The organism is Microbacterium suaedae, assembly GCF_003254645.1.
Classification (GTDB): domain Bacteria; phylum Actinomycetota; class Actinomycetes; order Actinomycetales; family Microbacteriaceae; genus Microbacterium; species Microbacterium suaedae.
This window is the reverse complement of the sequence record NZ_PNFD01000003.1, coordinates 228,568-246,976: the sequence shown is the minus strand read 5'-3', so window position 1 is coordinate 246,976 and position 18,409 is coordinate 228,568. Positions and strand designations below refer to the sequence as shown.

General features: G+C 69.5%; 19 protein-coding genes. 16 read left to right on the top strand and 3 right to left on the bottom strand.

The annotated features are described in order from the left end of the window. Positions 1 to 56 precede the first annotated feature (56 nt). The 8 genes from C0012_RS10675 to C0012_RS10640 all read left to right on the top strand — a co-directional run bounded on the left by C0012_RS10675 (position 57) and on the right by C0012_RS10640 (position 6,553). Positions 57 to 344 carry a WXG100 family type VII secretion target gene (locus C0012_RS10675; protein WP_232527885.1) on the top strand — a complete coding sequence of 96 codons (288 nt, stop codon included), beginning with the start codon at positions 57 to 59 and terminating at the stop codon, positions 342 to 344. Positions 345 to 432: 88 nt separating this feature from the next. After that, positions 433 to 732, top strand: coding sequence for a BAR domain-containing protein (locus C0012_RS10670; RefSeq protein WP_110589960.1), 300 nt, complete (start codon positions 433 to 435; stop codon positions 730 to 732). An 8-nt stretch (positions 733 to 740) separates the two neighbouring features. Further along, a complete protein-coding gene (locus C0012_RS10665) occupies positions 741 to 1,904 on the top strand; it encodes a hypothetical protein (RefSeq protein WP_110589959.1) in 1,164 nt (387 codons plus the stop codon). Continuing rightward, a complete protein-coding gene (locus C0012_RS10660; protein WP_110589958.1) occupies positions 1,901 to 2,530 on the top strand; it encodes a hypothetical protein in 630 nt (209 codons plus the stop codon). The genes C0012_RS10665 and C0012_RS10660 overlap by 4 nt, the downstream gene beginning before the upstream one ends. Then, complete coding sequence (locus tag C0012_RS10655; protein ID WP_110589957.1) at positions 2,517 to 3,239, top strand: hypothetical protein; 723 nt, start codon at positions 2,517 to 2,519, stop codon at positions 3,237 to 3,239. Before C0012_RS10660 ends, C0012_RS10655 begins: the two co-directional genes overlap by 14 nt. Continuing rightward, positions 3,236 to 3,868: a protein TPRXL gene (locus C0012_RS10650; RefSeq protein ID WP_110589956.1), complete on the top strand. Its 633-nt coding sequence runs from the start codon at positions 3,236 to 3,238 to the stop codon at positions 3,866 to 3,868. The genes C0012_RS10655 and C0012_RS10650 overlap by 4 nt, the downstream gene beginning before the upstream one ends. 70 nt (positions 3,869 to 3,938) lie before the next feature. After that, positions 3,939 to 5,714, top strand: a complete 1,776-nt coding sequence (locus tag C0012_RS10645) for a periplasmic substrate-binding domain-containing protein (protein ID WP_162621925.1) — start codon at positions 3,939 to 3,941, stop codon at positions 5,712 to 5,714. A gap of 77 nt (positions 5,715 to 5,791) precedes the next feature. Continuing rightward, the gene (locus C0012_RS10640; protein ID WP_232527884.1) at positions 5,792 to 6,553 is read left to right on the top strand and encodes an FHA domain-containing protein; all 762 of its coding nucleotides are present in this window, start codon (positions 5,792 to 5,794) and stop codon (positions 6,551 to 6,553) included. 22 nt (positions 6,554 to 6,575) lie between these two features. Here C0012_RS10640 and C0012_RS10635 read toward each other — a convergent pair whose 3' ends face one another. Continuing rightward, positions 6,576 to 7,979, bottom strand: a complete 1,404-nt coding sequence (locus tag C0012_RS10635; protein WP_110589954.1) for an aminotransferase-like domain-containing protein — start codon at positions 7,977 to 7,979, stop codon at positions 6,576 to 6,578. On the opposite strand from C0012_RS10635, the gene C0012_RS10630 reads away from it, so the two are divergent. Then, positions 7,978 to 8,883, top strand: a complete 906-nt coding sequence (locus tag C0012_RS10630) for a DMT family transporter (protein ID WP_110589953.1) — start codon at positions 7,978 to 7,980, stop codon at positions 8,881 to 8,883. The genes C0012_RS10635 and C0012_RS10630 overlap by 2 nt on opposite strands. 111 nt (positions 8,884 to 8,994) lie before the next feature. On the opposite strand, the gene purB is transcribed toward C0012_RS10630, so the two are convergent. Beyond that, positions 8,995 to 10,386 carry an adenylosuccinate lyase gene (purB, locus tag C0012_RS10625; RefSeq protein WP_110589952.1) on the bottom strand — a complete coding sequence of 464 codons (1,392 nt, stop codon included), beginning with the start codon at positions 10,384 to 10,386 and terminating at the stop codon, positions 8,995 to 8,997. A gap of 172 nt (positions 10,387 to 10,558) precedes the next feature. Here purB and C0012_RS10620 point away from each other — a divergent pair, with 172 nt between their 5' ends. Both C0012_RS10620 and C0012_RS10615 read left to right on the top strand, forming a co-directional pair. Beyond that, complete coding sequence (locus C0012_RS10620) at positions 10,559 to 10,816, top strand: hypothetical protein (RefSeq protein ID WP_110589951.1); 258 nt, start codon at positions 10,559 to 10,561, stop codon at positions 10,814 to 10,816. Continuing rightward, complete coding sequence (locus tag C0012_RS10615) at positions 10,813 to 12,201, top strand: hypothetical protein (protein ID WP_110589950.1); 1,389 nt, start codon at positions 10,813 to 10,815, stop codon at positions 12,199 to 12,201. The genes C0012_RS10620 and C0012_RS10615 overlap by 4 nt, the downstream gene beginning before the upstream one ends. A 1-nt stretch (position 12,202) precedes the next feature. Here C0012_RS10615 and C0012_RS10610 read toward each other — a convergent pair whose 3' ends face one another. Further along, positions 12,203 to 12,601, bottom strand: a complete 399-nt coding sequence (locus tag C0012_RS10610) for a phage holin family protein (protein WP_110589949.1) — start codon at positions 12,599 to 12,601, stop codon at positions 12,203 to 12,205. A 128-nt stretch (positions 12,602 to 12,729) separates the two neighbouring features. Between C0012_RS10610 and C0012_RS10605 the strand changes: the two genes are divergently transcribed. The 5 genes from C0012_RS10605 to C0012_RS10585 all read left to right on the top strand — a co-directional run bounded on the left by C0012_RS10605 (position 12,730) and on the right by C0012_RS10585 (position 18,319). After that, the gene (locus C0012_RS10605; protein WP_110589948.1) at positions 12,730 to 13,797 is read left to right on the top strand and encodes a histidinol-phosphate transaminase; all 1,068 of its coding nucleotides are present in this window, start codon (positions 12,730 to 12,732) and stop codon (positions 13,795 to 13,797) included. A gap of 87 nt (positions 13,798 to 13,884) precedes the next feature. Then, positions 13,885 to 15,012, top strand: a complete 1,128-nt coding sequence (locus C0012_RS10600) for a thiamine pyrophosphate-dependent dehydrogenase E1 component subunit alpha (RefSeq protein ID WP_110589947.1) — start codon at positions 13,885 to 13,887, stop codon at positions 15,010 to 15,012. After that, complete coding sequence (locus C0012_RS10595) at positions 15,009 to 15,989, top strand: alpha-ketoacid dehydrogenase subunit beta (RefSeq protein ID WP_110589946.1); 981 nt, start codon at positions 15,009 to 15,011, stop codon at positions 15,987 to 15,989. Before C0012_RS10600 ends, C0012_RS10595 begins: the two co-directional genes overlap by 4 nt. A gap of 20 nt (positions 15,990 to 16,009) precedes the next feature. Continuing rightward, entirely contained in the window at positions 16,010 to 17,341 is a 1,332-nt protein-coding gene (locus C0012_RS10590; protein ID WP_110589945.1) for a dihydrolipoamide acetyltransferase family protein, read from the top strand. A 333-nt stretch (positions 17,342 to 17,674) separates the two neighbouring features. After that, on the top strand, positions 17,675 to 18,319 hold the full coding sequence (locus C0012_RS10585) for a GntR family transcriptional regulator (protein ID WP_110589944.1): 645 nt from the start codon (positions 17,675 to 17,677) through the stop codon (positions 18,317 to 18,319). Positions 18,320 to 18,409 lie beyond the last annotated feature (90 nt).

Here is an 18,409-nt window from a genome sequence, read left to right as displayed (position 1 = left end):
ATCAGGTGGTCCGGCCGGGCTGCCGGTTCCTGAGAGAGATTTGGGGGTGGCGACCGATGAGCGATTTCGGCGCAACTTACGACGAGATGGAGTCGACGGCCACGAAGCTGGACGACGGCAAGGAGTCGATCGACTCGCTCCTGGACGAGCTGCAGGGTCACGTGGATGACCTCGTCGAGGACGGGTTCAAGACGGAGAAGGCCTCGGGCAAGTTCAAGGATGGCTACGAGGACCTGACGCAGGGCATGAAGGACGCCGCGAACGGCGTCAACGACATGGCGACGGCGCTTCGCGACATGGCCCAGGCGATCCGCGACCTGGACGACCAGCTGGCCGGCGGCTGATCCACCGCGCACTTCGGCGGCGGGGCCGGGCGGCATCGTCCGGCCCCGCCGCCGGACACGCGCTCAGACGTGACACGAAGGGGGCGAAATGGGCGACGTCTACATCTCATACTCCGAGCTCGGCGAGATCGAGACGAACCTGACGGGCATCGTCGCGGAGTTCGAGAACGCCGGGCGCAGCTCCGACGATCTTGCGGCCGCGATCGACGACCCGTACGGACGTCACGAGCTGCGCAATGCGGCGCGGGAGTTCGAGGAGCGCTGGGACGGCAAGCGCGGTGAGCTTGCCGAAGACCTTGGCAAGATCCTCGAACGGGTCACGGGAATCCTCGACGGGTTCCGCGAGGGTGATGACGAGCTCGCGATCGCACTCGAACCGGAGGAGTGAAGGACCCCATGGACAGGTCACCCGCAGGACGCCGCATTGACTACGTCACGGGAAACCCCGCAGCGATCACGAGCCGCGGAGAGGCGATCTCGACGCTCGGCCAGCAGATGCTCGACAGTGCGACGGTACTCGAGAAGATCGCGACGCGATCCACCGATCAGCAGGGCCAGGCGATCGACAAGCTGATCGAGACGATCGACGACGCCTATCGGCAGTTGAAAGAGGCGGGCGAGCTCTACAAGCCCGTCGGACCCGTGCTCGTCGCGTACGGCGAGACGCTCTCCGAAGTACAGCCCCGAATCCGTTCGCACGTCGACAACTGTGAGACGCTGTGGACGAGTTGCGCTTCTCTCCCCGGCGAGGTGGAACCTCGCGGCACGGGCGGGCTCTTCCAGCCCGATGAAGGAAGCCCCGAGGCGCAGCAGCAGGCTGAGGAGGACGCGGCGAAGAAGGCGGCGTTCGAGGCGTGGGAAGACGAAGCCGGCCGCTTCGACGCCGACTACGACACTTGGGAGCAGGCGTTCGACGATGCCGTCAGTGGCATCACCGACGAGATGTCGGGCAAGATCCAGGACGGCTGGACTCAGACCCTCGCGGCGATCAAGACCGCCCTCTCGTGGGCGGGGCTGGTCCTCGCGGTCGCCGGGCTCATCATCGGCGGGCCGTTCATCGCCGCGCTCGCCGCGATCGTCGCCGCCGCCACGCTGATCGTCACGGCGATCCAGTTCTACCGAGGCGAGGCCTCGTGGGTCGATCTCAGCCTCGCGGTCATCGACGTGCTGCCGGTGGGGAAGATCGCCGGCATCATCGGTGAGGGCGGGACATTGGGAGGCATGGCGGGGAAGTTCGGTTCGGAGTTCGTCGGCCAGTACAAAGGCATCACGGAGGCCGCGTCGCTGCCGACCATGTGGCGGGCCGGTGAAGGCTTCGAAGGTGTGATGACTCGCCTGTTCACGGGGAAGGATCTGGCGTTCTTCAACGAGATGGGGGGCTGGAGTGGTCGTCAGCTCGCCGCAGGAATCGTCGACCTGCACCATGGCATGGGGAGCGCTTTCTTCCGCATCGACGGCATGGTCGCGCAGATCAACCCCGACTACGACGGTTTCAAGAAGGAGCAGGCGCGGGTCGATGTGGGCGATGACTATCTGCCGGTTCTGGACGTGATCTGGTGACGTCGGTCCGGGCGCGCGCCTCCGTCGATTCGGGTGGCTGGGTCGAGGTCCCCGCGCTCGCCGACGCCCGCGAGCGCGAGCGTTGGGCGGCTGCCGTCGTCGACGCCGTGGCCCGCGCGCACGGTGAGCGATTCGACCCCGAGCTCGCACCGGCGCTCCGGAAGCTCGTCGTCGGCATCGCCGCGGATCGGGAGGAGAGCGATCTCCTCCGGCTCGCGTTCCTGCCTACGCCCGGCCTCATCGCGTCGACGGTTCGCGTCGCGATCGTCGAATCGCAGCCTGCCGAATTGTGGCGTGAGGCCGGATACGCGCTGAGTCCGATTCGCACGGAACGGATGGGCGAGGGCATGCTCGCCTCCCGCACCACCGAGTCGAGAGAGGACGGACAGCGCCTCGTCGGGCACGAGTGCATGTTCGTCTTCACCTCGGAAGATCTCGGCATCGCCGTGCGCGTGCCGCCGATCGATCCCGTCCTCTTCGACCGGATGCAGGCGGGGCTGACGGACATCGTCAGGTCGCTCGTCGTCGAGTTCGACGACGGCCGGGCCTTCACGGGCGAGCCCGTCGCAGGCCTGCCGGGGGGACCCGCCGATACGTGGCACATTGGAACGCATGACGCTTCCTGACATCGGACCGAAGCCGCTTCCCCCTTCGGACTGGGCGCGGACCGCTCCTCGGCATGAACCTCACGGACTGGACGTGCTCGAGGCGCACGTGGTCGCCTATCGGACGCAGGCGGCGAAGTGGACCGCGATGTCGGTCCCGCGCCGGATCTGGACGATCGCCGTCATGTACCTTCCGGTGCTCGCGTCGATCGGCGGGTTCGCCGCGCTGATGGGCGACGACCGAGCGATCCGCCTCGGGCGGATGGACGCGCCGGACTCGGGAGACATCCCGTTTGCCGGGGTCTGCTATGCCGTCGCGGCGTTCGGCGTCATCATGCTGATCGCGGAATGGCTGCGGCACGGGCGCCGCAGGGCGCCTGGACTGCGGCTGGCCGCCGTCGTGACCTTCGTTTTCGGCGCGGTCGGGATCCCCCTGGCGCACATGCTGGCGGCGCGCGACGGCGTCGGCGTGGGCTTCCTTCTCGTGCCCACCTACGTGATGATGGCGCTGGCGGCCGCGCTTTTCGTGCTCGCGCAGCTGTCGCCCCCGCCGGAACCCGAGGCGCAGCTTGACCTCGAGGACCTCGACGACAAGACGGTGGCGTATCTCCTGAAGCAGCGCAGCAAGGCGATCGATGAGCTCGTGAAGCGCGGCATGCTGCCCGACGAGGACATCGACGCACTTAAGGCGCGCCCGATCGGTCGCCTTCACCTCGAGGAGGACGCATGACCGACGGGAGCGGCTTGACGCTGCGCGAACAGCTCGGCGGGGCGGCGGAGCCCGACTTCGAGATCGATCTTCCCGCGGGGTGGGAGCGCCGCGAGGTCGGCGACGACGATCGCGCCGACCTCGGTGCCGCGATGCGCAGGCGGTTCCTCGAAGCCCAGCGCCCCGATCTGTACGCTGTGGTCCGAGCGATGGTGGACGACTCGTACGCCGCGATGCAGAACGAGGGCGCGCTCGCCTACTACGCGGCCACGACGGGCGACGCGAACACCCTGTGGATCCCCGGGTCCATCATCGTCTCGAAGCGTGCTGCGACCCCCGAGATCACGCTCGATCAGATGGTGTCGCACGCCATTCGGGAGTTCGGCGCGAAGCCGCTGTTCGGCGACAAGCGATTCGTTCGATTCGAACGCGACGAAATCGTGAAGCTCGGCGACACTTCGATCGGGCTCACGACGATCGAGTACCTCACGCCTATCCCGACGACCAAGCGTCGCCGAGCCCTGCAGTTCACGGCGACCGTGAGCCGTCCCCTCGAGGCGGAGGCGGATGACGAGCAGGTCGTCGCGACGAAGCAGCTGTACGACGCCTGCATCTCCACCCTGCGCTGGGTGCCGCCGCGGGCGAAATAGGCTGGATCCGCCGCGGGAGCGGCGGGACACGGGGGTATCAGTGGGTCGGACGACGAGGCGCGCGCTGGCGGTGATCGCCGCGGCAGCGGCGACGGCTTCGCTCGCGGCATGCGGGGGTCCGGGCTATCCGCCGACCGTGTTCGAGGGCACCGCGGCGGTCGTCGCCTGGGACGGGGCGTTGACGAGCGTCAACGCGGCCAGCGTGAGCGGCGCGACGCCCGGAAACCTCGACGTCGAGCGTCTGACCCGTGCGCAGTTCGCCCGCGAGCGTGAGGGCGAGATCACGGTGGATCCGCTTTTCGGCGAGGTCGCGATCGAAGTCGAGGACGAGACCGACTTCGTCGTGTCGTTCGACCTCGCCGACCCCGTCTGGTCCGACGGCATCGCGATCGATGCCGCCGATCTGATGCTCGCCTGGGCGGCCGGATCCGACTTCTTCTCCGAGGAGGAGGGCGAAGATCCGCTGTCGTTCGCCTCGATCGAGACCGGCATGCGGCTGAGCGATGAGATCCCGAGCTACGACGAGTTCGACAAGCGCATCGAGGTGTCGTTCGAGCGCCCGATCGTCGACTGGAGGACGGCGCTCGACGTCGCCGTTCCCGCGCACGCCGTCGGCCTCCTGGCTCTCGGCGTCGAGGATCCGATGGAGGCGAAGACCGCCGTCATCGATGCGATCGCGGGGGCGGACGCCGACGCGCTCGCGAAGATCGCCGAGACGTGGAACGAGGGCTTCGACGTGACGGGCGATATCGGGCAGAACGAGGGTGGGGAGCTCACTCTCTCGAGCGGCCCGTTCCGTGTCGAGCAGATCGAGGGCGCATCCGACCAGCGCGTGAGCCTCGTCGCGAACGGATCCTATGTGGGCGCGCCGACGGCCTCCTACGAGCGGATCGTTCTGCAGCGGGAGACCGAGCCCGATGTCGCGGCCGACATCGGCGAGACCTACGACATCGTGCAGGTGCCACCGCGCGCCGATGACTTCCTCGCGATCCGCGATCTCGAACGCACCGACTACGGCGTCGACACGACGGATCGCGGCGAGGTGTGGGTCGTTCTGGCGCGCGTCGACGGCGCGAGCAGGCTCTCCGACACGACGATGCGGGAGGTGTTCCTGAGGGCCTTCGATCGGGGCGACATGATCGACGACGCGGCGGGCGAGTGGGAGGACGCGTACGCGACGCACTCCTCCGTCCTGTTCGCACCCGGATCCGACGGGTATCAGATCGCGCTGGAGGATGCGGGGTTCGGCGAGCGCTTCCGCAGCCGGGGAAATGCGTTCGACGAGCGAGAGGCGGCGGGCATCCCGCCGAAGCTCCGGATGTGCGTGTTGTACGACACGGGATCCGCATTCGCGCGCGGGCTCTTCGCGTCGCTGGAACGGCAGCTCCCCGAAGCCGGCTGGGGTGCTCGGGACTGCGGCAGCGACGACGTCGAGGGAATGCTCGAGATGGGCGGCGACTGGGACATCCTGCTGACGAAGATCGCGATCCCCGAGACGCCGGCCGAGATCGCGGCGCAGTGGGGGACGGGCGGATCCGCGAACCACGCAGGCGCCGTGAGCGAGAAGCGCGACGCGCTCATCGCCGAGCTCGAGAGGGAGACCGATCAGTACGAGGCGCGCGATCTGCGCGTCGCGATCGAGAAGACGATCGTCGAGCAGATGGTCGCGGCCCCTCTCTCGATGGATCCGATCATCACCGTCAGCGATCGCGGAATGGAGGGCGTCCTGCCGCGCTCGGGCCGCGTCGCGCCCCTGTTCGCGGGGGCGACCGAGTGGCGGCCGGCGGACCGCGATTCCCCCGTCGAGGACCAGCCGAGCGGCGAAGACGACGACGGGCTACTCTGATCCGACCCGCCGAAGCACGGTGCCGGTCTCCTGTACCGCGTTCACATTTGGCACAATGCTGGAGAACGAGGGAGAGCATGGGCGACACAGGCGAGATCCAGATCGACACCGTCCGTCCGGACGAGGGCGCGTTGCGGCGACCGGCTCCCGTCAAGATCGACTTCGCCGGGGAGATATTCGACGTCGCCCCGGGCGAGACGTTCACGATCGGGCGCGATGCCGATCTCGTCGTCGATGAGAACCCCTATCTGCACCGAGTGTTCCTCGAGTTGTCGTATGCCGAGGGCATGTGGTGGGTGTCGAACATCGGATCCCGCCTGTCGGCGACGATCTCGAGTGCGGGCGGCGCCGTGCAGTCGTGGCTCCAGCCCGGCGCACGCCTGCCCGTCGTCTTCGAGGACAGCGTCGTCGTCTTCACCGCGGGACCGACGACCTACGAACTCGGCGTGCATGCACCGGCGGCCCTGTATGCGGTGTCGAATCAGGTGCAGGAGTCGATCTCCGGCGACACGACCGTCATGCCCGTGCGGTTCACGCCCTCGCAGAAGCAGCTCATCGTCGCTCTCGCCGAACCCATGCTGCGCCGCGAGGGTGTCTCGGTCAGCGATCTGCCGTCGTCTGCGGCCGCGGCAGAACGCCTCGGCTGGTCGATGAGCAAGTTCAATCGCAAGCTCGACAACGTCTGCGACAAGCTCGACCGCATGGGCGTCCAGGGGCTCCGTGGTGGCCCCGGCAAGCTCGCGATGAACCGTCGTGCGCGCCTGGTCGAGTACGCGGTGTCGTCGCAGCTCGTCGGCCGCGTCGACCTCCCGCTGCTCGACGCGGGCGAGGTCGACTGAGAACCACGTCGCGCAGATCCTCTCAGTCGGCGAGGACGCTCCCGAGGATCCGCATGGCATCGGCGAAGCGGTCGGGGGCGGGACCCGAGAAGTTGAGGCGCACGTGCGGGCCGGGCGGTTCGGCCGGGAACCATTCGTCGCCCGGGGCGATGAGCAGGCCGCGACGCTCGCATGACGCGGCGATGTGGCGCGCGTCGGCGCCGTCGGGCAGGCGCAGCCACAGATTGAGGCCTCCCGGCGGAGGCGAGGCGAGGTGCGCCTGCGGGGCATGCGCTGCGAGAGCGTCGACGAGGGCGTCGCGCCGTGCTCGGAGGGCCGCGCGCAGCCCGCGGACATGGGTGCCCCATCCGGGCCGCGTGACGACGTCGAGCGCGACGTGCTGCAGCACGGGGCTGACGTACATCGATTCGGCCTGCGTCTCGGCGAGGATCCGGTCGCGGGCCGGACCGCGAGCGATGAGGCCCGCGACCCGCACGGCGGGGGAGACGCTCTTCGTCAGGGAGCGCAGGTAGACCACGTGCCCGTCGCCGTCGCGTGCGGCGAGCGGGGTGGCATCGGTCGTGATGCCGAAGTCGTGCGCCCAGTCGTCCTCGATGAGGAAGGCGCCGTGCGCAGCGACGAGATCGAGCACCTGATCGCCGAGTGCGGGGGACCATTGCGCCCCCGTGGGGTTCGCGTAGTTCGGGTGCGCATAGAAGGCGCGGGCGCCCGTGCGCGCGAAGGCGCGGGCCAGTTCGTCGATGTCGGGCCCGTCGGGTCCCGACGGCACGGGCACGAGCTCGACACCGACGCGCTCGGCGGCGGCGATCGCGCCCCAGTAGGTGGGCGATTCCACGATGAGCGGCCTGCCGGATCCGACGAGCGCGTGGAACGCGGTGCTGAGGCCCGTCTGCGTGCCCGGCAGCACGAGCACGTCTCGCGCCGTCGGTGGGGTCGCGGACCGCGGCGTCGCCTGCGCGAGTTCGGAGGCGAACCAGGCCCGCAGCTCGGGCAGTCCGGCGCTGGGGGCGCGGCGCATCGCCGCGTCGTGGCGTGCGGCGCGCCCGAACGCTGCGCGGACCAGGCGTTCGGGCAGCAGTTCGACGTCGGGATAGCCGGAGTGCAGCGCGAAGGGCTCGTCGCCAGATGAGCGCAGAGCGGCGGGCGACGACGGGATCCGTCGTGCAGGGGCGCCGAGGGCGCCGGTCTGCCACGAGAAGTCACTCGGGCGCGCCTCACGGGGGCGTCGCGTGAACGTTCCGACGCCGGGCGATGTCTCGACGAGGCCCTCGGTCCGCAGGAGCGTGAGCGCCCGCTGTACGGTGACGGGGCTCGCACCGTGCTCGGTGACGAGCGCGCGGGTCGACGGGAGGCGTGAGCCGGGCGGTGCGTCGCCGATCCACGCGCGAAGCGCCGCGGCGATGCGACCACTGCTATCGTCAGTCATGAAGAGCAAGGATAGCGCTACTGTCGTTCGAACGCGGGTGATATCTCCCGGCGTCCTCTGGGGATTCGTCGGGGTCGTCGCGTTCTCATTCACCCTCCCCGTCACGCGGTTCGCGGTCGAGGCGGGCATTCCCGCGACCTTCCTCGGATCCGCCCGAGCCGTCGTCGCGGCCGCGCTCGCCGTGATCGCTCTGGCGTTCACTCGGCAGCGACTGCCCCTGCGCCGCCTGTGGCCGCGCCTCGCTGTCGTTGCGGCGGGCGTCGTCGTCGGGTTCCCGCTGCTCACCTCCTACGCGCTCGAAACGACTGAGGCGAGTCACGGCGCCGTCGTCATCGCGCTGCTGCCCGCGGCCACGGCGGTGATCGCGGTCCTGCGAGGCAGGGAGCGCCCCGGAGCGCGGTTCTGGATAGCGGCGGGCCTCGGCGCCGTCGCGGCCGTCGCGTTCGCGGCGGTGAACGGCGGAGGATTCGGATCGTTCGCGTCGGCCGATCTCCTCCTGCTCGGCGCTGTCGTCGCGGCCGGCGTCGGCTACGCCGAGGGCGGCCTCCTCGCGCGCGAGCTGGGGGCGTGGCAGACGATCTCGTGGGCGCTCGTGCTGAGCGCGCCCGTCATGCTCGTCGTGTCGGCCGCATCGGCGGCGACCGAGCCGATCACGGCGAGCCCGGCGGCCTGGGGAGCATTCGCCTACCTGGGCGTGGTGAGCATGTTCCTCGGCTTCTTCGCCTGGTATCGCGGTCTCGCGATCGGTCCCATGTCGATCGTGAGCCAGGTGCAGCTGACGCAGCCGGTCATGAGTCTCGTCTGGGCGGCGCTTCTGCTCGGAGAGGTGCTGCGGTGGGAGACCGCCGTCGGCGTCGTCGCCGTCATCGCCTGCGCGGCGTTCGCCGTCCGCTCGCGAAGGTGACGGCGGGAGGCGCCTGTTCTCCGCGGATCCCCGAGGCAGCGGCCCTGCCCGCGCACGTGTCGCGCACGGAGAAGGCGCCGCCCCGAGGGGTCGGCGCCTTCTCCGTGCGGTCTACTTGCCGAGCTTCGAGCGGACGACGCTCTCGGCGAGGCCCATGTACGACGCGGGTGTGAGAGCGACGAGGCGTTCCTTGGCCGCGTCTCCGATATCGAGTCCGTTCACGAACTCGGCGAGCTCGTCGGCGCCGATGCGGTGGCCGCGCGTGAGCTCCTTGAGGAGGGCGTACGGATCTGAGATGTCCGAGCGGCCGGCGACGACCTCGGCGCGGATGACCGTCTGGATCGCCTCGGCCAGCACCTCCCAGTTGCCGTCGAGGTCGTCGAGGAGCACGTCGCGCGCGAGCGCGATCTGGTCGAGGCCGCCGGAGAGGTTCGTCAGCGCGAGGAGCGAGTGCCCGAAGGCGACGCCGATGTTGCGCTGGGTCGTGGAGTCGGTGAGGTCGCGCTGCAGGCGGGAGGTCACGAGCGTCTGGCCGAGCGTCGCGAACAGGCCGCCGGCGATCTCGAGATTCGCCTCGGCGTTCTCGAACTTGATCGGGTTGATCTTGTGCGGCATCGTCGACGAGCCCGTCGCGCCGGCGACGGGGATCTGGGTGAAGTAGCCGAGCGAGATGTACGTCCAGATGTCCTGCGCGAGGTTGTGCAGGATGCCGCCCGCGTGCCGGACGTGGTCGTACAGCTCGACCTGCCAGTCGTGCGATTCGATCTGCGTGGTGAGGGGGTTGAACGTGAGGCCGAGCGATCCCTCGACGAATTCGCGCGTGATGTTCGGCCAGGCCACCTTCGGCTCCGCCGCGAGGTGCGCCGACCAGGTGCCGGTCGCGCCCGAGAACTTCGCCAGGTACTCGGTGCTCTCGATGCGGGTGAGGACGCGCTGCAGGCGCCACACGAAGACGCCGAGCTCCTTGCCCATCGTCGTGGGTGTCGCGGGCTGTCCGTGCGTGCGGGACAGCATGGGGGCGTCGGCGAGCTCCAGGGAGATGCCGCGCAGCTTCTCGATCACGCCGCGGAACGCGGGCAGCCAGGCGTCCTCGACCGCGCGCTTGATCGTCAGCGCATAGGCCGTCGAGTTGACGTCTTCGCTCGTGCAGGCGAAGTGCGTCAGCTCGGAGAGGTGCTCGAGGCCGAGCTGGGCGAGCCGGTCGCGCACGAAGTACTCGACCGCCTTGACGTCGTGGCGCGTGACGCGCTCGCTCTCGGCGAGCTGGTCGATCTCGTCCTGACCGAAGTCGAGGTACGCGAGACGCAGCTTCTCCTTCGTCGCGAGCGGCAGCGGATCGGTGCCGAACAGCTTGCTGTCGGTCAGGTGGATGAGCCACTCGACCTCGACCTCGACGCGGGCGCGGTTGAGGCCCGCTTCGGACAGGAACTCCGACAGGGGGGAGACGGCGTCGCGGTAGCGACCGTCGAGCGGGCTCAGCGGCTGGGTCGGAAGAGTGGTCATGGGCACCTCCGGATCGAGGCGGGCAGTAGGTGCCACCAGCCTAATCGGAGCCCGCGACACGCACCGGCCGAGCCACGTTCACCGTGTCCACAGGAGGCGATCTCGGCGGGTTATCTGACGATCGGTCGCCGTGGCCGATCGGTCGGCGCGGACGTCCCGGCATCCTGCGGATATGAGCATCACGAACTTCGAAGCGGCGCAGCTGCTGTGGCAGGCGCGCGACGAGATGGACGCGGCATCCGAGGAGATGCGCGCGGCCCGAGAGGCGTTGGCGTCCGCGGTCGCGGACATGGCCTGGGAATCCGCCGCCGCGCGGCGATTCGGTGAGCGCGCGGAAGATCTCGCCGTCGAGGCCGGATACGCCGTGTCCGAGTGCGCCGAGGAGGCCCGCGTCCTCCTCGAACGCGGCAACGCGCTGGCGCTGTCGTGACGCTCGACGTGACACAGGGGTCGATCGTGGCGGTCGATCCCGAGGAGCTGCGGATCGTCGCGGGCCGGATCCGTCGGGCGTGCGACAGGGTAGGCCGGGCGCTCGAGCACATCGAGCAATCGGGATTCCTGCAGTCGCAGCTGCCCGTCGAACACGCGGTCGTCTGGGCGTGGCCGGGGCTCGCTGCGGATCGCTGTCGTTGGTTCGGTGACGGGGCGGCCGAACTCGTCGCCGAACTGCTGCTCGCGGCCGATATGTACGAGACGATCGAGCTGCGCACCCTGCTCGAGATGCACGGCGCCGCCGCCGTGGCCCCGGGTGGCGCGTCGGCGCGCGACCGGCTCGACGAGCTGCGCGAGTCGAATCCCGCCGCGAGCGCGCGTGCCGATCGACTCTGGGCGGCGTGGAGAGTGATGCTGGGGCGCGACCTCGCCGAGCACTGGTCGGGCGCCGGATTGCCGGGCGCCGCCGCGATGGCCGTGCTGCTCGCGGCGGTCTCGGGCCTTCGCCGCACACTCGGCATGGGGGCCGGGTCCCTCGGCGAGCCGATCCGTGCGAAGAGCCGTGCGGGGCGCGTCCCCGGATCCTCGGAGGGCTTCGTGCCGATGCGCGAGAGCCGTCCCTTCCGCGGCGTGGCACCGACAGGTCTCGCGGAGGCGATCACCCGGATCCCGAACTCCGAGGGGCTGTGGAACCTCGACGACAACGCGCGGGTCCGCGTCGACGCCTACACGATGCCCACCGGCGAGACGCGCTACGTCGTCAATATCGCGGGATCGAGCGAGATGCCCTGGGACACGAGCGATCCGTTCAACTGGGGCAACAACCTCACGCTCTACACCGGAGGTGCCGATTCGGAGGGGTACGAGTTCGTGCTCGAGGCGCTCGAGAGGGCGGGCGCCGAACCCGGCGACATCGTCGACGCGACGGGGTTCTCGCAGGGTGCCATGATCGCGCAGAGACTCGCGACGGACAGCGACTTCACGGTGCAGAACGTCACGACGATCGGTGCGCCCCTGCGGCTGCCGCTCGGCGACGACGTGACGTCGATTGCGCTCGCCCACGAGGACGATCCCGTCGTGGCGCTCGCCGACGGCGGATCCCCGATGAGGCTCGGATCCGACAGCAGCCTCCTGATCAGACGCCCGCACGAGAAGCGCGACACGGGCCTTCTCGAGTGGGACGTCGAGGCGCACCGCGTCGGCTCGTACGCCGAGACGGCCCGAATCTTCGAGGAATCGGGTGACTCGCGCGCCGAGGCTGTGCGTGAGTACTACGCGCGGCTGGGCCAGGCGACGTCGGTGCGGAGCACCTTCTTCTCCGCGCCGGAGGAGCGGCCGCCCCGCATCGCGACGGATCCGCTGCTCGACAAAGGCGCGCCGTGAGTCAGCGGCGCTTCTTGCGCTGGGGGCGGAGGATGATGCCGAAGACCCAGTTGATGACGCTCAGCAGGATGCCGGCGAGGACGCCCGGCCAGAAGTCGCCGACGCTCAGGCCCCAGTGCCAGAAGTCGGTGATCCACGCCGTGATGATCAGGAGCACGCCGTTGAGCAGGAGGGAGATGAGGCCCAGCGTCAGGAGGAACAGGGGGAACGCGACGATCTTGATGACCGTCCCGATGATCGAGTTCACGAGGCCGAAGAGCGCGCCGAGGGCGACGAGGGTGATGACGAGCTGCAGATCGCGGCCGGGAGAGAACGGCGTGACGGTGATCTGCAGGAGCGGGATCAGGGAGAGCACCCAGAGGGCGAAGCCGTTGACGACCGATCGGATGAGGAAACCCATCTGTCGAGTGTCGCATCGCAGGAGGCGAGCGCGCCTCCTTCACGGCGGCCGTTCAGCGTTCCCGCGGCGATCGACCGGCCGCGGAACCCGCGGCGTCGGTTCGCGCTCGCCGCCGTAGGATCGATCGGGTGAGCTCCTCTGATCCCGTGCTGCCTCGAATCCGTCCTGAGATCGCGGCCCTGCCTCCGTACCGGCAGGGAAAGCCCGCCGCGCCCGATGGGTTCAAGCTGTCGAGCAACGAGAACCCCTTCGACCCGCTGCCCGGCGTTCTCGATGCCGTGAGCGCCGCCGCGGGGCTGAATCGCTATCCCGACGCGACGGCCGGCCGCCTGCGCGCGGCGCTGGGGGAGCGCTTCGGCGCCGATGCCGACGAGGTTCTGGTCGGTGCGGGAAGCGTCTCGCTTCTCGCGGCCTTCATCCAGGCGGCGGCTGCTCCGGGCGACGAGGTGCTGTATTCGTGGCGGTCGTTCGAGGCCTACCCCGGCCTCGTGCTGGTGGCCGGTGCGGCGAGCGTGCAGGTGCCGAACCGCGCCGACGGCGGGCACGACCTCGACGCGATGGCGGCGGCGATCACGGAACGCACGCGCGTCGTGATCGTCTGCAGCCCGAACAACCCGACGGGCCCGATCGTCACGAGCGACGAGTTCGCGGACTTCGTCGAGAAGGTGCCGAGCGATGTGCTCATCCTGCTCGACGAGGCGTACGCCGAGTTCGTCACCGACGACTCCGCGGTCGACGGCCTGGCCGAGCGCGTGCGCGATGAGCACCCCAACGTCGTCGTGCTCCGCACGTTCTCCAAGGCCTACGGGCTCGCCGCGCTGCGCGTCGGATACGCGATCGGCCACGCGCGCGTGCTCGACGGCGCTCGGGCGACGCAGATCCCCCTCTCGGTCACGGCGCAGGCCGAGGCCGCCGCACTCGCGAGCCTCGACCGGCGGGCCGAGATCGACGCGCGCGTCGCAGAGCTCGTCGCGCGCCGGGAGCGACTCATCGCGGGGCTGCGGGAGATGGGGTGGAGCGTGCCGGCGTCGCAGTCGAACTTCGTCTGGCTCCCGACTTCCGGCCCGGAGGTCGCGGCGGCATTCGAGGCCGCCGGCCTCATCGTCCGCCCCTTCGAAGACGGCCTTCGCATCTCGGTCGGCGAGGAAGCGTCCCTTCCCCGCGTTCTCGACGTCGCGCGCTCGCTTCGCGGGTGATCCTGTAGACCCTCGCCACAGGATCCGGGATTCCGTTGTCGAGCGCGTCACCGCGCGCTCATGCACGAACGGGCCTAGCGTGGAACGGTGACTTCGGCAGAGACTCCCGCTGTGCGCTTCCTCGATCCTGATGGTTCGTTCGCACCCACTCCCGACGCCGAGCCGTATCGCGAGATCGTCGACGGCCTCGACGATGCCGCGCTCGAGCAGCTGTATCGCGACATGGCGGTGATCCGGGCATTCGACCAGCAGGCGACGATGCTGCAGCGCCAGGGGCAGCTCGCGCTGTGGCCGCCGTCTCTCGGGCAGGAAGCGGCGCAGGTCGGCTCCGCGCGGGCGACGCGCCCGCAGGACACGATCTTCCCGTCGTACCGCGAGCACGTCGTCGCGAAGATCCGCGGCGTCGACCCGGTGGACATCCTCGCGCTCATGCGGGGCACGACGCATGGCGGATGGGATCCGGCGGATCCGAAGAACGGCAACACCCGCCTGTACACGCTCGTGCTCGGCACGCAGACGCTGCACGCCACCGGCTACGCGATGGCGCTGAACCTCGACGGTCGCGCCGGAACGGGGGATGCGTCGACCGATGAGGCCGTCGTCGTCTACTACGGCGACGGTGCCGCGAGCGAGGGCGACGTGCACGAGGCGATGGTGTTCGCCGCGTCCTACAACACACCGCAGCTGTTCTTCCTGCAGAACAACCAGTGGGCGATCTCGGTTCCCGTCGAGACGCAGTCGCGCGGGCCTCTCGCCGACCGGTCGGCGGGCTACGGGATCCCGACGGTGCGCGTCGACGGCAACGATGTGCTCGCGTCGTATGCCGCCTCGCGTATGAGCCTTGAGGAGGCGCGCGCGGGCGGCGGCCCGCGGGCGATCGAGGCCGTCACCTATCGCATGGGAGCCCACACGACGAGCGACGACCCGACGAAGTACCGCGGCCGGGATGAAGAGGAGTCGTGGGCCCGTCGCGATCCGATCGCCCGGATGCGCGCGTTCCTCGAGAACCGCGGCGCAGGTTCGGAGTTCTTCGCCGACGTCGAGGCCGAGGGTGAGGCGCTCGCGGCAGACGCTCGCGCGCGGGTCGTGAACTTCGAGGCGCCGTCGCCCGAGAGCATGTTCGCGAACGTGTACTCCGATCCTCATCCGCTCATGGAGCAGCAGGCGCAGTGGCTCGCCGAGTACGAGGCGTCGTTCGAGGGAGGTGCGGCATGACCCGCGAGACGATGACCTTCGCGAAGGCGATGAACGCTGGCCTGCGCGCCGCGATGGATGCCGACCCGCGCGTGATGCTCATGGGGGAGGACATCGGAAAGCTCGGCGGCGTCTTCCGCGTGACGGAGCACCTGCAGCGTGACTTCGGCGAGAAACGCGTCCTCGACACCCCGCTCGCCGAGTCGGGCCTCGTGGGCACGGCGATCGGCCTGGCGATGGGCGGGTTCCGTCCCGTCGTGGAGATCCAGTTCGACGGTTTCGTGTTCCCCGCGTTCGACCAGATCACGACCCAGCTGGCGAAACTCACGAATCGTCACGACGGATCCCTGCCGATGCCCGTCGTGATCCGCATTCCGTACGGCGGTCACATCGGTGCCGTCGAGCATCATCAGGAGAGCCCGGAGGCGTACTTCGCGCACACGGCCGGCCTGAGAGTCGTGAGCCCGTCGACGCCGAACGACGCCTACTGGATGATCCAGGACGCGATCCGCTCGAACGATCCCGTGATCTTCATGGAGCCCAAGAGCCGTTACTGGCAGAAGGGTGAGGTCGAGATCGAGGCGTCCCCCGGGCCGCTGCACGCGTCGCGCGTCGTGCGGAAGGGATCCGATGTCACGCTCGTCGGGCATGGGGCGATGGTCGCGGTGCTGCTGCAGGCGGCCGCGATCGCCGAGGGCGAGGGGACGAGCTGCGAGGTCATCGACCTGCGTTCGCTGTCGCCCATCGACTACGGCCCGATCGTCGATTCGGTGCGCTCGACGGGTCGCATGGTCTGGGCGCAGGAAGCACCCGGCCACACCAGCGTCGGCGGGGAGATCGCGGCGACCGTCGCGGAGCGCGCGTTCTACTCGCTCGAGGCGCCGATCATGCGCGTGTCGGGGTACGACGTGCCCTTCCCTCCGGCGAAGCTCGAGGGCATCTACCTGCCCGACGCCGACCGCGTGCTCGAAGCCGTCGACCGCACGCTCGCTTACTAGGCAACAACGGAGGATCTTCCATGGAGACGTTCCATCTTCCCGACGTCGGTGAAGGCCTGACCGAGGCCGAGCTCGTCGAGTGGCGCGTGAAGCCCGGCGACGAGCTCGCCGTGAATGACACGATCGCCGATATCGAAACCGCCAAGAGCGTGGTCGAGCTGCCGTCTCCGTTCGCGGGAACGGTGGGGGAGCTCCTCGTCTCGGAGGGCGACACAGTCGACGTCGGCGCCCCGATCCTCACGGTCGATCAGGCGGGATCCGCGCGGCCCGCTGCTGAGGGTGGCGCGACGTCCGCCGATACCTCCGCCGAGGGCGGTGCGACGCCGGAGGCGCCCGCCGATACGTCTGACTCGGCGGTTCTCGTCGGGTACGGCAGCGGTGCCGAGGCCAAGACGCGTCGCACCCCGAAGTCGCACGAGACCGTCGTGCAGTCGTCGGTCGGCGTGATCGCGAAGCCGCCCGTGCGCAAGCTTGCGCGCGATCTCGACGTGACGCTCGCGGAGGTCTCGGGAACGGGGCCCGCCGGCGAGGTGACGCGCGACGACGTCGTGAAGCACGCCGAGCAGGCGTCGGTGTTCCGCAATCTGTCGACGCCGGCGTGGCCGACCGAGCGTGAGCGGACGATCCCGGCGCCCGCGGGGACGACCGACCCGCGCTACGAGGCGGTTCCTGTCAAGGGCGTGCGCAAGGCGACGGCGAATGCCATGGTCGGCTCGGCGTACACGGCGCCGCACGTGTCGGTGTGGACCGACGTCGACGCGACGCGCACGATGGAGTTCGTCGCGCGTCTGAAGAAGCAGCCGCAGTTCGCCGACATCAAGGTCTCGCCCCTGCTCGTGTACGCGCGTGCCGTTCTCTGGGCCGTGCAGCGCACTCCCGAGATCAACTCGGCATGGATCGAGAAAGAGGCCGGGGCCGAGATCCAGGTGAAGGGCTATGTGAATCTCGGCATCGCCGCTGCGACGCCGCGCGGCCTTGTCGTGCCGAACATCAAGGACGCGCACGATCTCTCGATCCGGGAGCTCGCGCTCGCGCTGCAGAACCTGACGGTGTCGGCGCGCGACGGGAAGACGCGGCCCGAAGATCTGTCGGGTGGCACGATCACGATCACGAACATCGGTGTGTTCGGGATGGACGCGGGGACGCCAATCCTCAATCCGGGCGAGGCGGGCATCATCGCGATGGGGGCGATCCGGCAGAAGCCCTGGGTCGTCGACGGCGAAGTCCGCCCTGCGTGGGTGACGACGGTGTCGGGATCGTTCGACCACCGCATCGTCGACGGCGACAAGATCAGCCGCTTCGTCGCGGATGTCGCCGCTGTGCTCGAGGAGCCCGCTCTGCTGCTGGACTGAACGGAGGGGCGTGCGGGGTATATCCCCCGGATCTGAGCGATCCTCGCCTCCGCGCGGTTTAAGGTGATGCCAAGCGCGATACGGCCGCGATACCCGCGCGGCCGGGCGCGCTGACATGCGCACCGCCTGGCACCCTGGCAGGTCGGTGCGCGAACAGGCGTGGGGGCGCCTGAGCCCGAGGGTGCCTCCACGCCTGAGACGGCGCGCGCTTTCGCATGCCGTCGAAGTATCGCGCACTCGGGCAGGGGAGGCCGTTGAAGTGGCCGTATGGAACAAGAGATTCACCTGCGCCGTCGAAGGAGTGGCGTGCTGCGCTGAAGGCGGGTGTCGGCCATGACTGAGCACTGGCTCACGCCCATCCGCCGTCAGCACCGCGCGGAGCGTTCGCATGTCAGCGACTCGGTCGTCGACGCGCTCGTCGAACGGATCCGGGGCGGACGGCTCCGGCAAGGGGATCAGATCAGCTCGGCCGAGATCGCGCGTGAGCAGGGAGTCGCGCGGGCGAGCGTGCGCGAGGCCATCCTCCGGCTCGAACGCGTCGGAGTCGTCGTCGCAGAGCCCGGCCGATTCACTCGCGTCGCCGATATCACCGCTGACCTTGTGGCGTGGGTGGGGGAAGCCGCCGCGTGGGATATGGCGTTCGCGGCAGAGAAGGGCGTGCCTGCACTGCGCGGAGAAGCCGTCGAGCGCGCCCGAGTGCTCGCGCGTGAGATCGGCGAATGCGCCGGGTGGAGCGAGGCGGTCACCGGGCCGGCGCTCCGGCTTGGGCAGCTGTTCGCACATGCTCATGCCAACGCACTGCATCATGCGCGCATTCGCGACATGGCGCCTGCCATCGAGTACTTCCTCGGGGCGGCGAAAACCTCCCCAGACATCTCGCTCGAGGAGATCTCCCGGCGGCTCGTGGGGGCGATCGCCGCACGGGATGCGCGCTCCGCTGCGATGGTGATGCGTCGGCTCTACGCCCCGGTCGCGTGATCGCGCTCCGCAGGCGCGCTCCGGGCGCCTTGACACGGGCTGGTCGGACAGGGCAAAGTTCTTTCGAACAAAGGGGGCATATATGCCACG